This is a genomic window from Arthrobacter sunyaminii (assembly GCF_018866305.1).
Lineage (GTDB): Bacteria > Actinomycetota > Actinomycetes > Actinomycetales > Micrococcaceae > Arthrobacter_B > Arthrobacter_B sunyaminii.
The window spans coordinates 3,780,863-3,800,550 of record NZ_CP076456.1 but is presented as its reverse complement, the minus strand read 5'-3'; the positions used below and the strand labels follow the sequence as shown (position 1 = coordinate 3,800,550).

Genomic DNA, 19,688 nt, shown 5'->3' with positions numbered 1-19,688 from the left:
GCTGATGGACAGGTCTGCGGAGTCGATTGTGGTCAACCCGCGCGATGTCTACGCTGCGGGCGAGGCAGCCGCTTGGGTCGCCCGGGCGGTGAAGGACCTGGCGGGTATCGAACAGGATCTGCCGGCGCTCATCCGGATGGACTGGTATTCCCCGGCGGCGGGAGAATTCACGGCCCTCCTCCGGCAGCACATCAAGAACGTGTCGACCACGCTGGAAGATCTGAGAACCTGTGCTGAGGCCGTTGCCCGGCATGTGGAGGAAATCCGTGCCTCTGGTCATGAGGTGTCATAGATGTCTTATCAATGGTCCACGGAAGACAATGCCGCGGCGGGAATCCATGTCCGGGGCGGTGCACACGGCCTGACGGTGGAGTACGGGGAGCTGGAGTCAGTGGCCGGCGCGTTGGAGGAAACCGTTGGACAGCTCACCTCCCTGCGGTCCGGATGCATGGAAATGTATTTGCTGCTCGTTGGAACGAGCGCGGTGCACATCCACGCCCGTGAGGCAGCCGGCGCTGCGGAGCTCGTCATCAAAGGCCTTTCCCGGAACCAGCAGGAGCTGGAGGAAGCCGCCGTTGATCTTCGCCGGGCTGCCCGGAATTATCTGGACACGGAAGGGCGGTTGGAAGAAGCGATTTCGTGGCTGGCCGTCGGAGTGCCGGCGGGGATCGAAGTGTGGCGGAGAGGCGGTGGCGGCTTCCCCGAGCGCAGTGTGAGCGAACTGATGGTTCCGCCGTTTGACGGCTTTCTCATTGAAAAGTTGCTGGAGCGGCTGGCAGAGGGCAGGTTCGGAGAGCTTAGACCGATCGACGTCACCGCGCTGGAGGACAGCGGGGCGCCGGTTCCGCTTGCCGGATCGGCCCGGGGTTTGCTGGAACGTTCAAAAACCCTGCTGGACGGACCGGAACGGGGCGTGGTGGAAATACTGACCGTGGACGAGGGTGAACGCCGTGTCCGGATTGTCACCCTGCCCGGCACTCAGGACAGCGGCACCATAGTTGTGGGACCGAACCCCTTCGACAACTACGGAATTGCGGAGGGCCGTGCACGGGACAGCCAATATATTGCCGATGCCGTGGCGGACGCCCTGCGGCAGGCGGGAGCCTCAGCAGAGGACGCGGTCATCCTGGTCGGCTACAGCCAGGGCGGGATCCACGCCGTGAATACCGGAGCACGCCTGGCGGAGTCGGGAGAATTCTCCGTTGAGATGGTGGTGACGGCGGCCGCGCCCGCAGGGGACAGGAGCACGCCGGATGGAGTGAAAGTGCTCCACCTGGAGCACTATCAGGACTGGGTCCCCGGCGCGGACGGAACCCTGAACCCGGACACCGCCGACCGGGTTACGGTGACGGGACGGACCGCGGTTCCCGCGGATGCCAGCCGTGACGGACTGGGTCCGGCGCATGACCTGGACCTCTATTTGGAGCTGGCCGACCAGGCTGATGCCAGCGCAGACCCGTCCTTAAAGGATTCGCTGGGATACCTCGCGGAGATCATTCCGCCCGCATCAATCGCCACGAGGAGCCTCTTCAGCTTTTCCCGGAAACCGGCGCCCACACCTTCGAAGAATGCGGCCGGCCAGGCGAAACGAGCGCCGTCGCCCGCGCCCGCCCCAATGCCTTCTCCGCGGGCACCATCCCCGCTACCGGCGGGTCCCGGTCAGTGAACCGGCCACCATGGAGACCAGGCTGATGATGATTGAGGCGAGTATGGCGGTCCAGAAAAAGGAATCCACGCTGAAATCAACCGGGGTGTAGCTGCTCAGCCAAGACGTCAGCATGAGCATGGCCGCGTTGACGACAATCGTGAAAAGTCCCAAAGTCAGGATGGTCAGCGGCAGAGTCAGAAGCTTGACGACCGGCCGGATCAGTGCGTTGACAATACCGAACAGCAGCCCGATAAAGAGGAACGCCAGCACCAGATCAATGGTGGGGTTGCCGGTGACGGCGTCGCCCGTTTCGAAGACCGTGATGCCGGGAAACAGCCACGCGGCCACATACAGGGCGAGGGCATTAATGATGATCTGGATCAGGAAGCGCATGGCTCCATGCTGACACAGTCGCATGCTCAAGACGCGGAGGGAGGCATGGACCGGCTTCAGTGTTCCAAATCACCCACTGGTGGAAGGCGACTACGCTTAAGCCCATGACGACCACCGAAAAGGACACCCACGCCGCTGAGGTCCGGGCTCCCGAGATCCGCCCCCGAAACGTGATGGGGAAGCTGCCCCGCTACGCCGCGGGCAAGCCGCCGGCGATTATCGAGGGGCTGCAGAGCTACAAGCTGTCATCCAATGAAAACCCCTTTCCGCCCCTGCCGGCCGTGCTTGAGGCCATCAGCAACAGGCAGGACATCAACCGGTACCCGGACCCGCTGTCCACGGCCCTGCGTACTGAACTCGCGGCGTTCCTGGACGTGCCGGCTGAGGATATCGTCACCGGCGCCGGCAGCTTGGGTGCCCTGAACCAGCTGCTTTCCACGTTTGCCGGACAGAACGAGCACGGCATTCCGGACGAGGTCATCTACCCGTGGCGCTCCTTCGAGGCCTATCCCATCAGCGTGGGGCTGTCCGGGGCGGACGGCGTCCAGGTGCCGCTGCGGGCGGACGGCACCCATGACCTGGAAGCCATGGCGGCGGCTATTACCGACCGGACGCGCGTGATCCTGCTGTGCACGCCCAACAACCCCACCGGTCCGGCTTTGACCTCCGTCCAGGTTGAGGACTTCCTTGTCCAGGTGCCCGCTGACGTACTGGTGGTGATCGATGAAGCGTATGAAGACTTTGTCCGGGATCCGGAGGCCGTGAACGGGATCGAGATGTACCGGGAACACCCCAATGTTGTGGTGCTGCGGACGTTCTCGAAGGGTGCCGGACTGGCGGGCCTCCGCGTCGGGTACTCCGTGTCACACCCCCCGGTGACCCAGTACCTGCGGGTGGCGGCGGTGCCGTTTGCCGTCTCCCAGCTGGCGGAAACAGCTGCCGTTGCCTCACTGCAGCACCACGGTGAACTTGTGGAAAGAATACAAGGACTCGTCGAGGAGCGGACCCGGGTTGTGGCGGGTTTGAAGGCGCTCGGATGGCGGATACCCGAGGCGCAGGGAAACTTTGTCTGGCTGGATTTGGGGGAGAATACCCCCGAGTTTGCGGCACTGGCGGAGCAGCAGGCCCTGGCTGCGCGGGCGTTCGGAACGGAGGGCGTGCGGGTCACCATCGGTGAGCAGGAGGCCAACACTCGATTCCTCGCGCTATGTGCGACCTATACAAAGGGACCCGGGGTTTCCTAGCGTGTCCTGACTGCGGACCGGGACGCGGCCCTCGTTAGGCTGGGGAGGTACGTTCCGCATATATGCCGCAGTGGTGATCTATTCCTTCTGAGGCATATGTATCTAGCGCGGGGCAGGTCGCTGACCGCCCCGGCGAGGAGTAAGCATGGATCTGAAGCACCTGGCTGTCCGGCCGGAGGCCAACGCTTCCGGCCTGCCTGAAGACGAGGCAGGCAACGCGGACATCGGCATTTTGGGCAGGGAGGCCGATCCGGCCATGGTCCAGATGCTCAGCCCGGAGGGTGAGCTTCTCCTGCAGGGTCCCTACGGTGCCTATGCTGCCGAGCTGGACGCCGAAGATCTTCGCGGCATGTACCGGGACATGTACACCATCCGCCGCTTCGACCAGGAAGCCACGGCGCTGCAGCGCCAGGGTGAATTGGTGATGTGGGTGCCGATGACCGGGCAGGAAGGCGCGCAGATCGGCTCCGGCAGTGCCCTGCAGCCGCAGGACTACGTCTTCCCCACTTACCGGGAGCACGGCGTCGCACTGACGCGGGGCCTGGAACTGTCTTCGCTGCTGCGCCGGTTCCGCGGTGTATCCCACGGAGGGTGGGACCCCAGCGAAACAAATTTCCACCTCTACACGCTGGTCCTCGCCGCACAGGTGCCGCACGCCGTCGGCTACGCCATGGGCATGGCCCGTGACCGCAAGCTGGATTCGCAGCTGCCCGAGGCCGCCACAGTGGCCTACTTCGGCGACGGTGCCAGCTCCGAGGGCGACGTCCACGAAGCCATGGTCTTCGCGGCCTCCTACGACGCGCCCGTGGTGTTCTTCTGCCAGAACAACCACTGGGCCATCTCGGTGCCCACCGAAGTGCAGTCCCGCATTCCGCTCGCCAACCGGGCCAAGGGCTACGGTTTCCCGGGCATCCGCGTGGACGGCAATGACGCGGTTGCCGTCCGGGCCGTCACGAGCTGGGCGCTGGAACACGCGCGCTCGGGCAAGGGGCCGGTGCTGATCGAGGCCTTCACCTACCGGATGAGTGCCCACACCACCGCCGACGACCCCACAAAGTACCGTCTCAGCGCCGATGAGGAAGCCTGGATCTCGCGTGATCCGCTCACCCGGCTGGAGAAGCACCTCCGTGCCGCGGGGCTGGCGGATGACGAATTCTTCGAGACGCTGGCGGCGGAAGGACAGGCCATGGCGGAGAAGCTCCGTCAGGATGTGCTTGCCATGTCATCACCGGGGTTTACGGATGCCTTTACCGACGTCTACGCCGAAGCACACCCGCTGATCCAGGAGGAACTGGAGTTCCACCGCCGCTACGAGGCTGGCTTTGCCGACTCCCAGGAGCCCACCGCATGAGCACGATGACCATGGCCAAAGCCATTAACGCCGGACTGAGGGCAGGACTGTCACAGAACCCCAAGTCGCTGCTGATGGGCGAAGACATTGGCGATCTGGGCGGCGTTTACCGCGTAACCGAAGGGCTCAAAGCGGACTTTGGCGCGGACCGGGTAATGGACACTCCGCTGGCGGAATCCGGGATCATCGGTACCGCTATCGGTCTCGCGCTGCGCGGCTACACGCCTGTCTGCGAAATTCAGTTTGACGGCTTTGTCTTCCCCGGGTTCAACCAGATCACCACCCAGCTGGCCAAGATGCATTCGCGAAGCGAGGGAGCCCTCAGCGCGCCGGTGGTTATCCGGATCCCCTACGGCGGCGGAATCGGATCCATCGAACACCACTCGGAATCACCGGAAGCACTGTTTGCCCATACGGCCGGGCTGCGGATCCTTACCCCGTCCAGCCCCCAGGACGCCTATTGGATGATCCAGCAGGCCATGACCTGCCTTGATCCGGTGATCGTTTTCGAACCCAAGCGCCGCTACTGGCTGAAGGGCGACGTCGACACGGAAAAGCCCTCGGGTGATCCGTTTGCGGCCCACGTTCTGCGCGAAGGCACCGACGCCACCATCGTGGCGTATGGACCGCTGGTGCCGGTGGCCCTCGCCGCCGCGAAGGCCGCTGAGGAAGACGGACGCAGCATCGAAGTGATTGACCTGCGCTCCATCTCGCCGATCGATTTCGACACCGTCACCGAGTCGGTCCGCAAGACCGGCCGCCTTATCGTCACCCACGAAGCCCCCACGTTCGGCGGAATCGGCGGGGAGATCGCGGCCCGGGTAACCGAACGCGCGTTCCTGTCCCTGGAGGCACCTGTGATCCGTGTCGGCGGTTTCCACATGCCGTATCCGGTGGCCAAGGTCGAAGAGCACTATCTGCCGGACATCGACAAGCTGATGGATGCCCTGGACCGGTCTTTCGCCTACTAACCTCCGGCCGCCAAGCAGTTTGCCGCACACAAAGATTGAGAAACCATGACTGAAAGAACGTTCCACCTTCCCGACGTGGGCGAGGGTCTGACCGAGGCCGACATTGTCCAGTGGAAGGTTCAAACCGGCGACACCGTGGCCGTCAATGACGTCATCGTTGAGATTGAGACGGCAAAATCACTGGTGGAGCTCCCCTCGCCCTACGCCGGCACCGTGTCTGCGCTGCTGGTGGAGGAGGGGCAGACAGTGGATGTCGGAACGCCCATTATCAGCGTCACGGCCGGTTCACCGGCCCAGGAGAGCGGCCAGCAGCCGGGGGCGCCCATGACCCCCGCGCCCGTTCCGGCGGCAGCCGACGACGACGGGCAGCCCAGCGCTTCCCTCACCGGCACAGGCCCCAAGGCCGACGCCGTGAAGCGGCGGCCGCGGACCGGCCGGACTGCTCCTTCGCCCGTCAGCCAGCCGGCTCCGTCAGGCGCGGCACCCTCACCGGCGGCACCCTCACCCGCGGCGCCGTCGCCGGCACCGAACCCCGGGCGCTCACTCGATGCCCGCACGCCGGCCGTCGCTGCTGCAGGCGCCGCGGTGCAGGACACCCTCTCCCGCCTGATCCAGCGGGTGCTGGCCAAGCCCCCGGTGCGCAAGGCGGCGAAGGACCTCGGCATCAACCTGGCGGAAGTGCCGGCAACCGGCGCCGGCGGCGAGGTGACCAAGCAGGATTTGATCAGCTACCAGGCGCAGCGCGAAGCCGAGCAGAAGTCCGCGGATACCTTCTGGGCAGGCGCGCAGAAGCCCCGTGACGAGCGGATTGAACGCATCCCGGTCAAGGGAGTGCGCCGGGCTACGGCCAAGGCCATGGTGGACAGCGCATTTTCCGCACCCCACGTCAGCATTTTCGTGGATGTGGACGCCTCACGGACCATGGAGTTCGTCAAGCGCCTGAAGGCGTCACGGGACTTTGACGGCATCAAGGTCTCGCCGCTGCTGATCCTGGCAAAGGCCGTGATCTGGGCTGCCGCCCGCAACCCGTCGGTCAACGCCACCTGGGCCGGGGACGAAATCCTGGTCAAGCACTTCATGAACCTCGGAATTGCTGCCGCCACGCCCCGCGGACTAATGGTCCCGAACATCAAGGATGCCCAGGACCTGTCTCTGAAGGAACTGGCCATGGCCCTCAACTCCTTGGCGACGACGGCGCGGGCAGGGAAAACCCCGCCGGCGGACATGTCGGGCGGAACCCTCACCATCACCAACATCGGCGCCCTGGGCATCGACACCGGCACACCCATCATCAACCCCGGTGAAGTGGCCATCGTGGCCTTCGGGACGATCAAGCAAAAGCCCTGGGTGGTGGACGGCGAAGTCGTTCCGCGCTGGGTGACCACCCTGGGCGGTTCCTTCGACCACCGGGTGGTGGACGGTGACCTTTCCGCGCGTTTCATGGCCGACGTCGCATCCATCCTGGAGGAGCCTGCACTGCTGCTGGATTAGGCAGCGGAGAGGCCAAACGCACAGCAGGCACTGCTTTCGCGGCTGACGGCGGATACGATCGGGACACTATGACTATTCCTCGGAGCCCCCAGGGGCAAGGCGGCCCGCCGCGCATTGACCTTAAACGCACGCTTATCCTGCTGGCAGTGGCCTTTGTCATCTCCAGCCTGCTGATCATGCTGTTCCCCGGACTGGGCACCTTCTGGCGTCTGCTGATCATCCTGGGCCTGTTTCTCGTCGTCTTTCCGTTCCTGGAACGGCGGCGAAGGAACCGCTAGCCTGCAGCGTGGTCCATGGCGCGGCGCAGGACCGGGGCGAGCCGCCGCACGCCCTCGGCAATGTCCTCTTCTGAAACAGCGCTGAAGGCCAGTCTCAACTTGTTGGAAGGTTCATCCGACGGTGAGAACGCGGCTCCGGGGATGAACACCACACCTGCATCGATGGCCTCGTACAGCAGGGGATAGGTGTCCACGCCTTCGGGCAGGCTCAGCCACACAAAGAATCCGCCGTCGGGCACCGTCCAGCTCACGCCGTCGGGCAGTTCTTCGGTCAGCGCCGCGAGCATGGCGGCGCAGCGTGAGGCATACAGCATCCGGGAGTCGCGGATGTTCTGCATCCAGTCGTAGTCGCGCAGATAGGCGGACACCAGCATTTGCGTGAGCGGCGACGGGCAGAGGACCACAGCCTCGCAGGCCAGGTAGAAGCGGCGGTGCAGATGGCGGGGGACCAGTGCCCAGCCCACCCGGACGCCCGGGGCAAAGATCTTGGAGAAGGAACCCAGGTACAGGACGTCATCGGGATTGCCTGCCCGCAGCGGGACCAGCGGGTTCCCGTCAAAGCGGAGCATTCCGTAGGGGTTGTCCTCGAGGATGAGGATGTTCGCCCGCGCGCAGATTTCCACGATGCGGGGCCGTCTGCGGGCGGCCAGGGTCACTCCGCTGGGATTGTTGAAACTGGGAATGATGTAGAGCATCTTGATGGTCTTGCCCTGCTTCCGCAGCGAAGCGATCGCTTCCTCCAGCGCTTCAGGCACCAGGCCCTCACTGTCCACCGGAAGGGCGTGCATCTGAACCTCGTACGCTTCGAAGGCGTTCAGCGCCCCAACATAGGTTGGGTCCTCGCACAGCACCACGTCTCCGGGGTTGCAGAATACTTTGGCGGCAACGTCCTGGGCGGACTGGGAGCCCGTGGTGATGACAATGTCCGCAGGATCGGCGTCGGTAATTCCTTCCGCTGCCATGACCTCACAGGCCTGGATGCGGAGTTCCTCCATGCCCTGTCCGGCACCGTACTGCAGCGCTTCGAGTCCGTGTTCGGCGATGATGCGCTGCGCCGACAGGCCCAGTTCGGCCAGGGGAAGCGAACGCAGATAGGGGCTGCCTCCCGCCAGCGAGATCAGCCCCGGCCGGATGGAGATGTCAAAGACGTCACGCACCGCCGACTGCTTGATATGGAAGGCACGGTCTGAAAAGAGGGCTTCATGGCGGTGCGTGGAAGAAACGGCACGGTCAAGGGCTGCCTGGGTCTCTGCCGTCAGAACTGTGGCGGTCGTCTCCTCGGAAGTCATCCCCACATCCTAGCCCGGCTTGTTGCTCTCTCGGCAACAATAGTTGTCTAGATCCACCCGGCCCGGTGGGCTTTTACTCCGGCCTGGAAGCGGCTTTCTGCGCCCAGGTCCTCCAGCATCTTGGCGATGTGGCGCCGGCAGGTCCGCACGCTGATGCCCATCCGGCGGGCTATGACCTCATCGGGTTGACCGGAGGCGAGGGCACGAAGGATTGAGCGCTGCACACTGCTCAGCTGATTTCCGCGTGGTTCTTCGGCAAGGAACGGCTCGCCCAGCTCCCAGGCGAACTCAAACAGCCGGACAAAGACGGAAACCACGTTGGGATCCCGGATGACCAGCCCCGCCCGGTCCTGGGCATGTGCTGCCCGCGGGATCACTGCAACCTTGCCGTCGAAAATCACTGCCCGGAGCGGCATCTGGGGGAGGGTCCTAAACTCCCCGCCGGCCGCAGTGACAACCTCAACGGCTCTGCGCGTGGGCATATGGTCCCGGATGCTGGAGTGGTAGAGGGTGCGGCGGGACACCCCCTGCTGCAGCATGTCCACATCTTTCTGGATGCTCTCTTCCTGGGTGTCGGCGGTGGCCCCCTGCCCGGGCCGCGCCATCAGGACACACTCGGACGCAGATCTGGCGTATTCGATCAGGATGCGCATCACCTGGTCCGGATCCTCCAGGACCTCCACCGGGGCATCGGTGGATACCCGCCGGCTGGCCTCGGCAAAGACGGGAACCAGTGCGGCCAGCTCACGGCGCTTGGCTCCGATCCGCGAACGGAGATCCAGGAGCGCCCTCTCATCCGGATCAACCAGTTCAGCCAGTGCGACGTCGGGGGAGACGGCCGTGTAGCTGCGCCGGCCGGTGTTGGCCTGGACCAGCAGGCAGCGCTCCACCAGAGAGTTCACGGCCGCCTCGATGGAACGCGTGGTGAAGCCCAGCGCCTCGGAAGCATCGTCTACGGTCCAGCCCGGACTGCTTACGGCGTAACGGTAGACAGCTTGGGACAAGTCATCCACATCCGTTCCTTTCGATTCGGCTGAGGCTACCTTATCCGGCGCTGCGCCAAAGGCATGTTGTCATCCTTTGTCATAGCCGGAGATGGCATCCACCTTCTCCGCTGAAGCACCGGCAGGGTCAAACACGTAACCCAGCCATTCCTTGGCGAGGCGCCGCGCCAGCTCAATGCCGACCACTCGCTGGCCCATGCAGAGCACCTGGGCATTGTTGCTGAGCACGGAGCGCTCCACGGAATAGGAATCATGGGCGGTGACCGCCCGGATGCCGGGGACCTTGTTTGCGGAAATGGCCACTCCCAGGCCCGTGCCGCAGATCAGCAGGGCACGGTCCGCTTCGCCTGCGGCTACTATGCGTGCGGCGTCGACGGCGACGTGGGGGTAGGCAGTATTCTCCGAGTCGGAAACACCCACGTCCACCACGCTTTCAACGCGGTCATCCGCCTCCAGGTCCCGGCGCAGAACCTCCTTGTAATCAAATCCGGCGTCGTCTCCGCCGATCACTATCCGCAGTTTCCGGGCCTCGCTCATGATTTCCTCAGTTCCTTGTTCGGCTGGTGGTTTTGTTGTCGATAGGGTCGGGGATCCGGCACCCTGCAGTGTCCGCGGCAATGTCAAGCAAGTTCAGATAGGCGTCCACCTGCCATGCGGCGCGGCCGATGAACAGTCCGTTCACGTGCGGGATCCCGAGCAGGGTGGCGGCGTTGTCCGGTGCCACCGATCCGCCGTAAAGCAGTCCGGCCACCTGGTGTCCCCAGCTGTGTGCGAGGGCTGCGAACGGGGCCCGGAGCTCATCCGGTTCGGCAGGCCGCCCGGCGGCACCGATCGCCCAGACAGGCTCGTAGGCAATCAGGACCCGGGAGATTTCCTGCCCGGAAAGGCCGTCCAGTGCCGCGGCGGCCTGCCGGAGAATGAACTCGGCGGAGTTTCCCGCAGCCAAGACGTCGGCAGGCTCACCGACGCACAGCAGCGGAGTCAGTCCGTGCCGCAATACCGCTGCCACTTTGAGCCGAACCGTTTCATCGGTCTCCCCAAAGTGCGCGCGGCGCTCCGAGTGGCCAATTTCCACCAGCTGCGCACCGGCGTCGGCCACTTGGGGAACGGAAACCTCTCCGGTCCATGCGCCGTTGTCCTCCCAATGGGCGTTCTGCGCTCCCAGCAGCACCCGGCGGTCATCTTCCAGGATCCCGGCCACCGCGGACAGAGCCGTGACCGGGGGGATGATGAAGGGCTGCACGGCGCCCAGCCGCCGGCCGTCAAGACCGGTGAGCAGGCCGCGGGCGTATCCTTCGGCCTCGGCGACGGTTTTGTTCATCTTCCAGCTGGTGCCAACCCAAACAGTCACGATTGTTCCTCAGGAGGTGCCGGGTGAGGAGCTGAGGAAATTCCCCAGCGCATCCATCAGGACCGAGAAGGAATGGGCGCCGGGATCGGGCGTACCCAGACTCTTTTCGCCCAGGATGCGGGACCTCCCCAGGCGGGAGGTGATGTCTGCCGTGGCTTTGGCTGCCTCCTGCGCCGCGGCCGCGGCCTTTTTCACCGAGCCCGCCAGGTCGCCGGTGGAAGCGAATTCCGCCGCGATGACGTCGCGGAAAGGAAGCGCGGCGTCCACCATGGTTTTGTCTCCGGGGCGGGCCCCGCCAAGCCGGACAACGGCGTCGATTCCCGCGGCAAGAGCCTGGACAATTTCGGGTGCCGCCACGGCGCGGGTGTCGTCGAAGACGCTGCCGGCCGCGGTGAGGGCCGCCCCCCACAGTGCCCCGGAGGTGCCACCTGCTTCCTCTGCCCAGGCGTCTCCTGCATGAAGCAGGACCGTCCGCGCTCCGGCGCCTTTGGCTGCAGCCTCGCTGCCGGCCTTCGCTGCACCCCTGGTTCCGTAGGTCATCCCCTGGCCGTGGTCGCCGTCGCCGGCCACCGCGTCCAGCCGGCCAAAATGCTCTTCGTGCTCCGCCGCCGTGTCGCGCAGCATTTCCAGCAGCTGCACGATCCCCGCAGCGGATGCCCGGGATTCCTCCGCCGCTTCCGGAATGGGATCCTCGCCCGGAACGTGGACTCCGGTCCGCGGCGGTGCCGACGGCTCTTGGGCCGCGCTTCGCCGGAAAGCGGGGGTGTCCGCCGGTGCCAGCCAATACTGCTCCAGTTCATCGTCCAGGAACACGATGCTCAGCGAGAGCCCGGCCATGTTGAGGCTGGTGACATGTTCGCCAATTTCCGGGGCCACCACCGTAAACCCCTTCTCGGACAGCCGCTCAGCCACCCGGCCGTAGACCACAAAGAGTTCCTCGTACTTGACCGTGCCGAGGCCGTTGAGTACCACTGAGACCCGGCCGCTGTAGGGGCCGTTTCGCTCCGGTTCCTCTTCGAGGACGCCGGTGAGCAGCAGGTCTGCGACTTCCGAAGCAGTTCCCATGGGAACCTCGCGGATTCCCGGTTCGCCGTGAATTCCCAGGCCGATGGCCATCTGGCCGTCCGGCACGTGGAACAGGGCCTCCCCGGCTCCCGGCAGTGTGCATCCGTCAAACGCCACACCAAAGGAGCGGGTAGCGTCGTTGGCCTTCCAGGCCACCCGCTCGGCCTCATCCAGATCTGCACCGGCCGCAATGGCCGCACCGGCGATCTTGAAGACAATCAGGTCCCCGGCAATTCCGCGGCGGTCCCGGTGGGATTCGGCGGGGCCAGAGGCGATGTCATCCGAGACCTTGATAATTCGGACATCGACGCCCTCGGCGCGCAGCTTTTCGGCCGCCTGGCCAAAGTGCAGGACGTCCCCGGCATAGTTCCCGAAGCCCAGGAGAACGCCTCCGCCGTTTTCCGCCGACCGGGAAACGGAGTACACCTGGGAGGCGGACGGGGAGGAAAAGATGTTGCCGCACGGTGCACCGTGGGCAAGGCCCGGGCCTACCCAGCCGGCAAAAGCCGGGTAGTGCCCGGAACCGCCGCCGATCACCAGGGCAGGCTGGTTTTCCGGCGTTTCCGTGGAGCGCACCACACCGCCGTGCGCGGGCATCACATGCGCCGGGTGCGCTGCAGCGTATCCGCGCAGGGCGTCGACGGCGAAGTCTGCGGGGTCGTTCAGGAGGTACGTCATGGGTCAGCGGGTTTCCGTGGAAGTGTGGGCGGTGTCCAGGCCTGCCTCCTCGGCGGGACTGGGTCCGAGCTCCTTCAGCAGCCCGGACATGGCAACATACGCCTTGTTCCGGTAGGCCACAAGGTCCTGGGATTTGTCCGCGGGAATCTGCAGGAAGCCGGCTCCCGACTTGGTGCCGAGCTTCCCGGCATCGACAAGGTCCTTCAGGATTCCCGGGGTTGCAAACCGTTCCGGGAAGGAAGTCTGCAGCGATGCGTAGCAGAAGGAGTAAACGTCCAGGCCTGCCATGTCGGCGATCGCAAACGGGCCAAAGAAGGGTAACCGGAAGCCGAAAGTGGTCCGGACCAGGGTGTCCACGTCCTCCGCGGATGCAATGCCCTCCTCAACCACCTGGGCGGCCTCGTGGAACAGCGCGTACTGGAGGCGGTTGAGCACAAAGCCCGTGACATCCTTCACGACGGCGGCATGTTTGCCCGTGAGCGCGACAATTTCCCGGGCTGTTTCAACGGTTGCTGCGGTGGTGCCCGCGTGGGGAATGACTTCCACTCCGGGGATGAAGGGAGCGGGGTTGGAGAAGTGCACCCCCAGGAAGCGGCCCGGGTTAGAGACTGCCTCGGCCAGGGTGGCGATCAGGATGGTGGAGGTGTTGGAGCCGATAACAGCGTCCTGCCGTGCAGCATCACTGATCCGCCGCAAAGTGGCGTGCTTGATCTCAAGGATCTCAGGGACGGCTTCTTCGATGTAGGAGGCATCCGCCACGGCATCTTCAATGCTGGGGGCCGCCCAAAGGTTTTCCCGCAGCCGCCGGACCGCGTCTTCGGGAAACAGGCCGTCCGAAACGAACAACTCCGCTTCGGCGAGCAGGCGTTCGAGATTCTTCTCGGCTACTTCCTGCGACACATCGGCAAGCGCAACTCGTGCGCCTCCCAGGGCGAGGACCTGCGCAATGCCTCCGCCCATGTATCCGGAACCTACTACGGCTACTGTTCGCTGGGTCACTGGCGAGTCCTCCGATGCACTGGTCAATGATTCGTCCGATCGGATTCGACCGGAGCTATTTCATCTTTCCTATAGGATCCATGTGCAACTCTGTGATGTCAACCACACAGTAGACGGCTCGGCCGGGAGAGGGGTGTCAGTCCGGCTGTCCGGTGCCGGTGCGGGTTACCTCGTGTTCCCGCGCAGCACGGTCCCGAACGCCGCAGATGTGGCCGGCCATTGCGGCGCGTGCTTCCTCAGCGTCACCCCGGCGCATGGCGGCGACAATCCGGGTATGTTCCTCAATGGCACTGCGTGCATCCCGGACGCCGGTTCCTCCAAACAGGCGGAAGCGGTGGACGTGTCCGCCCAGGGAGTTGTAGGCGCCCAGGAGGAACCGGTTGCGGGTTTGTTCGGCGATGGTCCGGTGGAAACGCTCGTCTGCTTCCCAATAGGACCGGTAATCGGAAAAGTTGGGTCCGTTGGGCGCCTGCCGCAGGTCTTCGATGGAACGCTCGAGCTCCGCCAGAAACGCCTCGTCCGCGTGCCTGCAGGCAACCTCGGCGGCGTGCCCCTCGATCAGCAGCCGGGCATCCATGAGGTCCAGGAGCTCGTCATGGCTCAGGACGGGTGCCACGCGGTAGCCGCGCAGGGCGGCGCGCACCACCATGCCGGTGGCTTCCAGCCTGGCCAGTGCCTCCCGGACGGGGGTAGGGGACACGCCAAGATCCCTGGCGGTGCCGTCAATGCTGAGCGGGTCCCCCGAGGCAAGCTTTCCGTCCATCAGGCGCGCAAGAATCTCCGTGTAAACCTGATCCGCCAAAACGCTGCGCTGCACCCAGGCACCGCTCCCTGCTGCATCCGTACCCATGGTGCTCCTCTTGGTCCCGCCGTTGGTGTGCCTTCAAGATTTTCCCACAAGGCAGTGGTCCGCCCCGCCTGGGGGTTTGCAGCGTGGCGGCTGAAGGCTCGCCGTCCGTGCGGGTCGGCGGCCAGCTGGACAGTATCCCAATATCCTATAGGGTATAGCCCAGACGTGCCGAACTATGGCCCACATCACATACCCGTGGAGCAACTCCAGCGAACAAAGGTGTTCCCTCTATGCGCATTCCCGCTGTTCTACCCGCTGAAACACTCGTCCTGGCCGACAGGCCCTCCTGGGCACTGATCTCGATCGCCGTGGCGGCCATCGCAGTCCTGCTGCTGATGATCATCAAACTGCGGATCCATGCCTTCTTCGCCCTGATTATCATCAGCGTCCTAACCGCGCTGGCAGCCGGCATCGGCATCGGGGACGTAATGACCGTCGTCGTGGCCGGCTTCAGCACCACCGTTGGAACCGTTGCCCTGCTGGTGGGATTTGGTGCCGTCCTGGGGCGCCTCGTGGAGGTATCGGGAGGTGCCCAGGTCCTTGCGGATGCGATGCTTCGCCGTTTCGGGGAGAAGCGGGCACCTCTGGCGCTGGCCGTCGCCTCGTTGTTCTATGCCTTCCCCATCTTCCTTGATGCCGGATTCATCGTGATGCTGCCGATCATTTACACGGTGGCGCGCCGCCTTGACGGCTCCTTCATGCTGTATGTGCTTCCCTCTATCGGCTCGTTCCTCATGATGCATGCGCTGACCCCGCCGCATCCGGGTCCCACCGCGGCGGCAACGGTCATGGGTGCAGACATTGGCATGGTGATTGTGGTTGCTCTGCTGGTTGGCCTTCCGGCGTGGTACCTCGCCGGGTACCGGCTGGCGCTGATTATTGCCAGGCGGTACCCGGACATGCCCGTTCCAAATCTGCTGGGGGAGGCGGACCTGGATGAGGACACTCCGCGGCCGGGGTTCTGGACCATCATCTTCGTGCTCCTGCTGCCTCTGGTCCTGATCTTCTTCAACACCCTCTTCAGCACACTCGAGGCAACCGGGGCAGTGGGCGAAGACAACATTCTCTTCCAGCTCTCCCGCCTGATCGGAAACACTCCCGTCGCGCTGCTGATTGCCACCCTGACGGCGATGTACCTGCTCTACATGCGGCCGCGACGCGGCCGCGGCAAAATCGGCAGTGCCCTGGAGGACCTGGTCGACCATGCGCTGGCCCCGGTTTGTTCCATCATCCTGATCACCGGTGCCGGCGGAGCTTTCGGCCGCGTCCTGACCGAAACCGGCATCGGCGGAACCATAGCTTCCGGACTGGACGCCGTTGGCCTTCCCGTCATCCTCGCCGGATTCCTGGTGGCGATCGCCTTCCGCGTTGCGCAGGGATCCGCCACCGTCGCAGCCACAACGGCCGGTTCCATCATGGCCCCGGCTGTCATGGAGCTTGGTGTCTCCGGAATTGGCCTGGCGGCCGTGGTGGTGGCGATTGCAGCAGGCTCCATCACGTTCTCCCACGTCAATGATTCCGGTTTCTGGCTGATTGGAAAGTTCTGCGGCTTCGACACCCTGACCACTTTGAAGACCTGGACCGTGGTGGGCACGGCGATCGGCTTCCTGTCCTTTGCGCTGGCATGGGTTGTCTACGCAGTAGCCGCCTGACCGCCGCGTGACGCCGGCTCCCTACCCCTTTAGGAGTTTTCATGGCTAATTTCCCGGAACGCCGGACCGCAGTTGTCACGGGCACGGGCAGCGAACGCGGGATCGGCCGCCACGTTGCCCGCCGTCTTGTTAGGGAAGGCTGGGCCGTGGCTGTGCTGGACCTGGACGAGGCAGGAGTGCACTCCTTTGCCGCAGAGCTCGCGACGGAAGCGGTGCAGCCCGTCCTGGGCATAGCCGTTGATGTGGCGGACCCCGCCTCGGTGGAGGCAGCCTTTGTCCGAATGGATGAGGAGCTGCCTCCGGTGCTTGCACTGGTCAATCTTGCCGGAATCGCCAGCCCGCACACCCTCTTCGAGCTCACGAAAGAACTGTGGACCCGCGTCATGGACGCCAACGCCACGGGAACACTGCTCATGATGCAGGCTGCAGCCCGCCGCATGATCGACGGCGGCTGCGGCGGACGCATTGTGAACACCTCGTCCATAACGGCGTACGACGGCGGCGGGACCTTCTCGAAGACGGGGTACGCGGGGGCAAAGGCAGCCGTGCTGGGACTCACCCGTGGTGCAGCCCGGGAGCTCGGGCCGCACGGCATCACCTGCAATGCCGTTGTCCCGGGACCCATCGACACGGACATCATGGGCGGTCCGCTCAGCGAGGACCGCAAGGCCGCTTTGTCCGGAGACATTCCCGTGCAGCGGGTTGGCCGCCCGTCCGAAGTTGCCGCCCTGGTGAATTTCCTGGTGGGCGAAGAGGCGGGGTTCATCAACGGCGCCTCGTACTTCATCGACGGCGGCAAGCACATGGTGTGAACCCGCCCATTAACCCGCATCATCGACCAACGCAAGGAGAAGAACATGACGTACACACCCGAGACATGGCCCATCGGAGCGGCCCTGCTCAACTTCACGGGAGTAACGCAGGACGGTCTGGACCGCACCGAGGCCGGGCCGCAGGCCTGGAAACAGACCCTGCGGGAAGTCAGGGTGGCTGGGTTCGACCACGTCGACCTGACGGATTCATGGGTCCGGGCGGGGGACCTCGACGCCGGCGGGCGCCGTCAGCTGCTGGAGACGGCACGTTCCTACGGGCTCGCTTTCAGCGACCTCGCCGTCACCCGCAAAAGTGTGATCACCGCCGATGAAGAGCAGGCGCAGCGGAACATGGCCTACACCAAGCGGACCATAGACGCGGCGGCGGACCTCGAAGCACCCATGGTCTGCCTGGGACTGCATGATCCCCTCACGCAGGAGCAGAAGGACGCGACCTGGTTCTGGCTCGCCAAGGGAATCGAGGACGAGGACACAACCGCCAACCGGGACAAGGCGGCCGGGCGCTTCAGGGAGCTGGGCGAGTATGCGGCGACACGCGGAGTGAGCCTGTCGCTGGAGATGTATGAAGGCACCTTCCTGGGAACGGCGGACAGCTCCGTTCAGCTGGTGAAAGCGGTGGATCTGCCCAACGTGGGGCTTTGCCCCGACATCGGCAACATTGTGCGCCTCCACCGTCCGGTTGAGGACTGGCGCGAAATGCTGGTCAAGATGCTCCCGCACACCAACTACTGGCAGCTGAAGAACTACTTCCGGGATCACGATCCCGCCACCGGTGCCTACGCCTCGGCACCGGCGCCGCTGGCCCTCGGATTCATCAATTATCGGGAGGCCATTGGCATGGCCCTGGAGGCAGGGTTTGACGGTCCGATGTGCGTGGAGCACTACGGCGGTGACGGACTCTCGGTGGCTGCCATGAACCGGAACTACATCCGGGACATCCTGCGGGCCAAGCTGCCGGAAGAATAGCCGCCGCGAAAAGACTGCCATGACCGCTTAATGCCATCACAGGGAAGCCGGCACAGAAAGACCGGATATCCGCCATATTCCTTGTTGACATGCGGCCGATTCGTCAAGAGCAGAGGCAAATAAATGACAGGCAAGGGCCAAAGGGGCCATGACAGGAACCGGGCACCGGAAAGGGTAGACGAGGCGTTGCGCAGCGGGGGAAGCTTTCGGAGTCAACCAACCGCACAGGCCGGCACATCGGCCGCAGGTACAGGAGGGGAATGAAGATGACCAAAGTTTGGGACTGGATCTAGGGAATCCCCTCAGGGGGAAAGCAACTTGATTTACAACGAGTAACCAGCAAGACCCCGCTCAGCGGCGGTAACCAAGCACCAACCCCGGAGGGGACTCACGCCATGACACAGCTGACAGCAGTTCGAAACGCCTCACGAACTCGCCCGACGGCACAATGGTGGACAGTCTCCTTTTACACCGGGGGCTTCGATGTAGCGGACGGCATCATTGGAGAACTGGTTACCCCGCTGGCGGCCCAAGCACAGGCCTACGGGGCCAGCAGGTGGTACTACACGAGGTGCCTGGAACCGGCCAACGCGCATGTGCGGGTCCGGTTCCTTGGAGAACCCGAAATTTTTGAGCGGCTGACGCCCCTGTTGGGCGCGCTGCGGGATCAGGCCAGCGGCGTCATTGGCCATCTCGAAATGACCCAGCAGATCAGCGATCCGGCCACGGACCGTCTGGGTCCCGGCGGAGCGGAACACCAGAATCCCAGGCTCGAGGCTGATCTGGCCAAATACGGGGGCCTGGAAGGACTGGCCCTGGCGGAAGAGGTCTTTGAACTCTCCTCGGAGCTGGGCGCCTGGGCCACGGTCAGGTTTCCGAAGGTCCAGAACAGGTGGGCCTTCGGATCGCTCCTGCTGTTCGATTCCGCCCGCGCCATGATGAAGGGCCCCCACTCGGCAAGCTGGCCGGACCGGCGGCGAATCTCCTGGGACTACTACTGGGACAGCCATTTGCGCAGCTGTACGGCCGGCTTTGGGCAGCGGGCCGGAAGTGTCAGGGAGGCGATGACCATTCAGGTTGCCGCGAAGGTGACGCCCACCCACCGTCTGATGGCTGCCACCGCTGCCGAAAACGCAGTGGAGAACTGGCGCCGCCGCTGGTTCAGGAGCCTCGACAATTACCTCTACCGGGCGGACAAAGCCCGGCTCAGCAGGAGCGCACAGCATTTGACCGTGTATCAGGCGCACATGCTGCTGAACCGACTCGGGCTTTCACTGCGGGAGGAGGCCGCACTGGGCCTGTATGCACGCAGTTGGAGCACTGAACACGAAGCGGCACTGCTGGACCGGCACTAGGCAACGATCAAGCCCTACCAGAAGGAGACCCCGTGACAAGCCGCAACGAGTTCATAGTAGCGTCGACTTCCCAAGACCTGTCAGAGGCCCTTGGGTGCTCCGAAGACGTTGTTGAAGACCTGCGGGACAAGGGGATTGTTGCCTCCAGCGGAGAGCTTTGGGACGTTGGTCCCGCACGTGACTACCTGCGGGACGCGGCCTGGGCCGGCGGCTTCTGGGATTGAGGAAATAAACTTCCCGGACTGAGACACCAAACCGGACTGAGACACA

At 64.5% G+C, this 19,688-nt stretch carries 20 protein-coding genes; 12 read left to right on the top strand and 8 right to left on the bottom strand.

Annotated elements, in window-relative coordinates; translation table 11 throughout:
* Window positions 1-4 precede the first annotated feature (4 nt).
* Entirely contained in the window at window positions 5-292 is a 288-nt protein-coding gene (locus KG104_RS17355) for a hypothetical protein (protein WP_104160066.1), read from the top strand.
* Entirely contained in the window at window positions 293-1,666 is a 1,374-nt protein-coding gene (locus KG104_RS17350; RefSeq protein WP_207348214.1) for an alpha/beta hydrolase, read from the top strand.
* Here the strand turns inward: KG104_RS17350 and KG104_RS17345 are convergent.
* Window positions 1,643-2,041, bottom strand: a complete 399-nt coding sequence (locus KG104_RS17345) for a phage holin family protein (RefSeq protein WP_104053374.1) — start codon at window positions 2,039-2,041, stop codon at window positions 1,643-1,645. The two genes, KG104_RS17350 and KG104_RS17345, sit on opposite strands and share 24 nt — an antisense overlap.
* 104 nt (window positions 2,042-2,145) lie before the next feature.
* On the opposite strand from KG104_RS17345, the gene KG104_RS17340 reads away from it, so the two are divergent.
* From KG104_RS17340 to KG104_RS17320, 5 genes are all read left to right on the top strand, one after another.
* On the top strand, window positions 2,146-3,285 hold the full coding sequence (locus tag KG104_RS17340) for a histidinol-phosphate transaminase (RefSeq protein WP_207348215.1): 1,140 nt from the start codon (window positions 2,146-2,148) through the stop codon (window positions 3,283-3,285).
* A 145-nt stretch (window positions 3,286-3,430) separates the two neighbouring features.
* Window positions 3,431-4,636 carry a pyruvate dehydrogenase (acetyl-transferring) E1 component subunit alpha gene (pdhA, locus tag KG104_RS17335; protein WP_372434190.1) on the top strand — a complete coding sequence of 402 codons (1,206 nt, stop codon included), beginning with the start codon at window positions 3,431-3,433 and terminating at the stop codon, window positions 4,634-4,636.
* Window positions 4,633-5,607: an alpha-ketoacid dehydrogenase subunit beta gene (locus KG104_RS17330; RefSeq protein WP_104102320.1), complete on the top strand. Its 975-nt coding sequence runs from the start codon at window positions 4,633-4,635 to the stop codon at window positions 5,605-5,607. Before pdhA ends, KG104_RS17330 begins: the two co-directional genes overlap by 4 nt.
* Window positions 5,608-5,652: 45 nt before the next feature.
* Complete coding sequence (locus KG104_RS17325; RefSeq protein WP_207348216.1) at window positions 5,653-7,098, top strand: dihydrolipoamide acetyltransferase family protein; 1,446 nt, start codon at window positions 5,653-5,655, stop codon at window positions 7,096-7,098.
* A 68-nt stretch (window positions 7,099-7,166) separates the two neighbouring features.
* Window positions 7,167-7,376: a hypothetical protein gene (locus tag KG104_RS17320; protein ID WP_104053370.1), complete on the top strand. Its 210-nt coding sequence runs from the start codon at window positions 7,167-7,169 to the stop codon at window positions 7,374-7,376.
* Here the strand turns inward: KG104_RS17320 and KG104_RS17315 are convergent.
* The 7 genes from KG104_RS17315 to KG104_RS17285 form a co-directional block, all read right to left on the bottom strand.
* Complete coding sequence (locus KG104_RS17315; RefSeq protein WP_207348217.1) at window positions 7,373-8,665, bottom strand: aminotransferase-like domain-containing protein; 1,293 nt, start codon at window positions 8,663-8,665, stop codon at window positions 7,373-7,375. The two genes, KG104_RS17320 and KG104_RS17315, sit on opposite strands and share 4 nt — an antisense overlap.
* Before the next feature lie 47 nt (window positions 8,666-8,712).
* Window positions 8,713-9,678 (bottom strand): helix-turn-helix transcriptional regulator, encoded by a 966-nt coding sequence (locus KG104_RS17310; RefSeq protein ID WP_207348218.1) that lies wholly within the window; start codon window positions 9,676-9,678, stop codon window positions 8,713-8,715.
* A 60-nt stretch (window positions 9,679-9,738) separates the two neighbouring features.
* A complete protein-coding gene (locus tag KG104_RS17305) occupies window positions 9,739-10,206 on the bottom strand; it encodes a ribose-5-phosphate isomerase (protein ID WP_104160073.1) in 468 nt (155 codons plus the stop codon).
* A 7-nt stretch (window positions 10,207-10,213) separates the two neighbouring features.
* Window positions 10,214-11,020, bottom strand: a complete 807-nt coding sequence (locus KG104_RS17300) for a triose-phosphate isomerase (protein WP_207348219.1) — start codon at window positions 11,018-11,020, stop codon at window positions 10,214-10,216.
* Window positions 11,021-11,029: 9 nt separating this feature from the next.
* Complete coding sequence (locus KG104_RS17295; protein ID WP_207348220.1) at window positions 11,030-12,763, bottom strand: dihydroxyacetone kinase family protein; 1,734 nt, start codon at window positions 12,761-12,763, stop codon at window positions 11,030-11,032.
* Between the two features lie 3 nt (window positions 12,764-12,766).
* Window positions 12,767-13,762 carry a 3-hydroxyacyl-CoA dehydrogenase family protein gene (locus KG104_RS17290; protein WP_207348221.1) on the bottom strand — a complete coding sequence of 332 codons (996 nt, stop codon included), beginning with the start codon at window positions 13,760-13,762 and terminating at the stop codon, window positions 12,767-12,769.
* Window positions 13,763-13,898: 136 nt separating this feature from the next.
* The gene (locus tag KG104_RS17285) at window positions 13,899-14,612 is read right to left on the bottom strand and encodes a GntR family transcriptional regulator (RefSeq protein WP_207348222.1); all 714 of its coding nucleotides are present in this window, start codon (window positions 14,610-14,612) and stop codon (window positions 13,899-13,901) included.
* A gap of 230 nt (window positions 14,613-14,842) precedes the next feature.
* On the opposite strand from KG104_RS17285, the gene KG104_RS17280 reads away from it, so the two are divergent.
* The 5 genes from KG104_RS17280 (at window position 14,843) to KG104_RS17260 (ending at window position 19,642) form a co-directional block, all read left to right on the top strand.
* Entirely contained in the window at window positions 14,843-16,264 is a 1,422-nt protein-coding gene (locus tag KG104_RS17280) for a GntP family permease (RefSeq protein ID WP_207348223.1), read from the top strand.
* A gap of 41 nt (window positions 16,265-16,305) precedes the next feature.
* On the top strand, window positions 16,306-17,076 hold the full coding sequence (locus KG104_RS17275) for an SDR family NAD(P)-dependent oxidoreductase (protein WP_207348224.1): 771 nt from the start codon (window positions 16,306-16,308) through the stop codon (window positions 17,074-17,076).
* 45 nt (window positions 17,077-17,121) lie between these two features.
* Window positions 17,122-18,063, top strand: a complete 942-nt coding sequence (locus KG104_RS17270) for a sugar phosphate isomerase/epimerase family protein (RefSeq protein WP_104053360.1) — start codon at window positions 17,122-17,124, stop codon at window positions 18,061-18,063.
* Window positions 18,064-18,458: 395 nt separating this feature from the next.
* On the top strand, window positions 18,459-19,418 hold the full coding sequence (locus KG104_RS17265) for a lantibiotic dehydratase C-terminal domain-containing protein (RefSeq protein WP_207348225.1): 960 nt from the start codon (window positions 18,459-18,461) through the stop codon (window positions 19,416-19,418).
* Window positions 19,419-19,450: 32 nt separating this feature from the next.
* Window positions 19,451-19,642, top strand: a complete 192-nt coding sequence (locus tag KG104_RS17260) for a hypothetical protein (RefSeq protein ID WP_104053358.1) — start codon at window positions 19,451-19,453, stop codon at window positions 19,640-19,642.
* The last annotated feature ends 46 nt before the right edge of the window (window positions 19,643-19,688 follow it).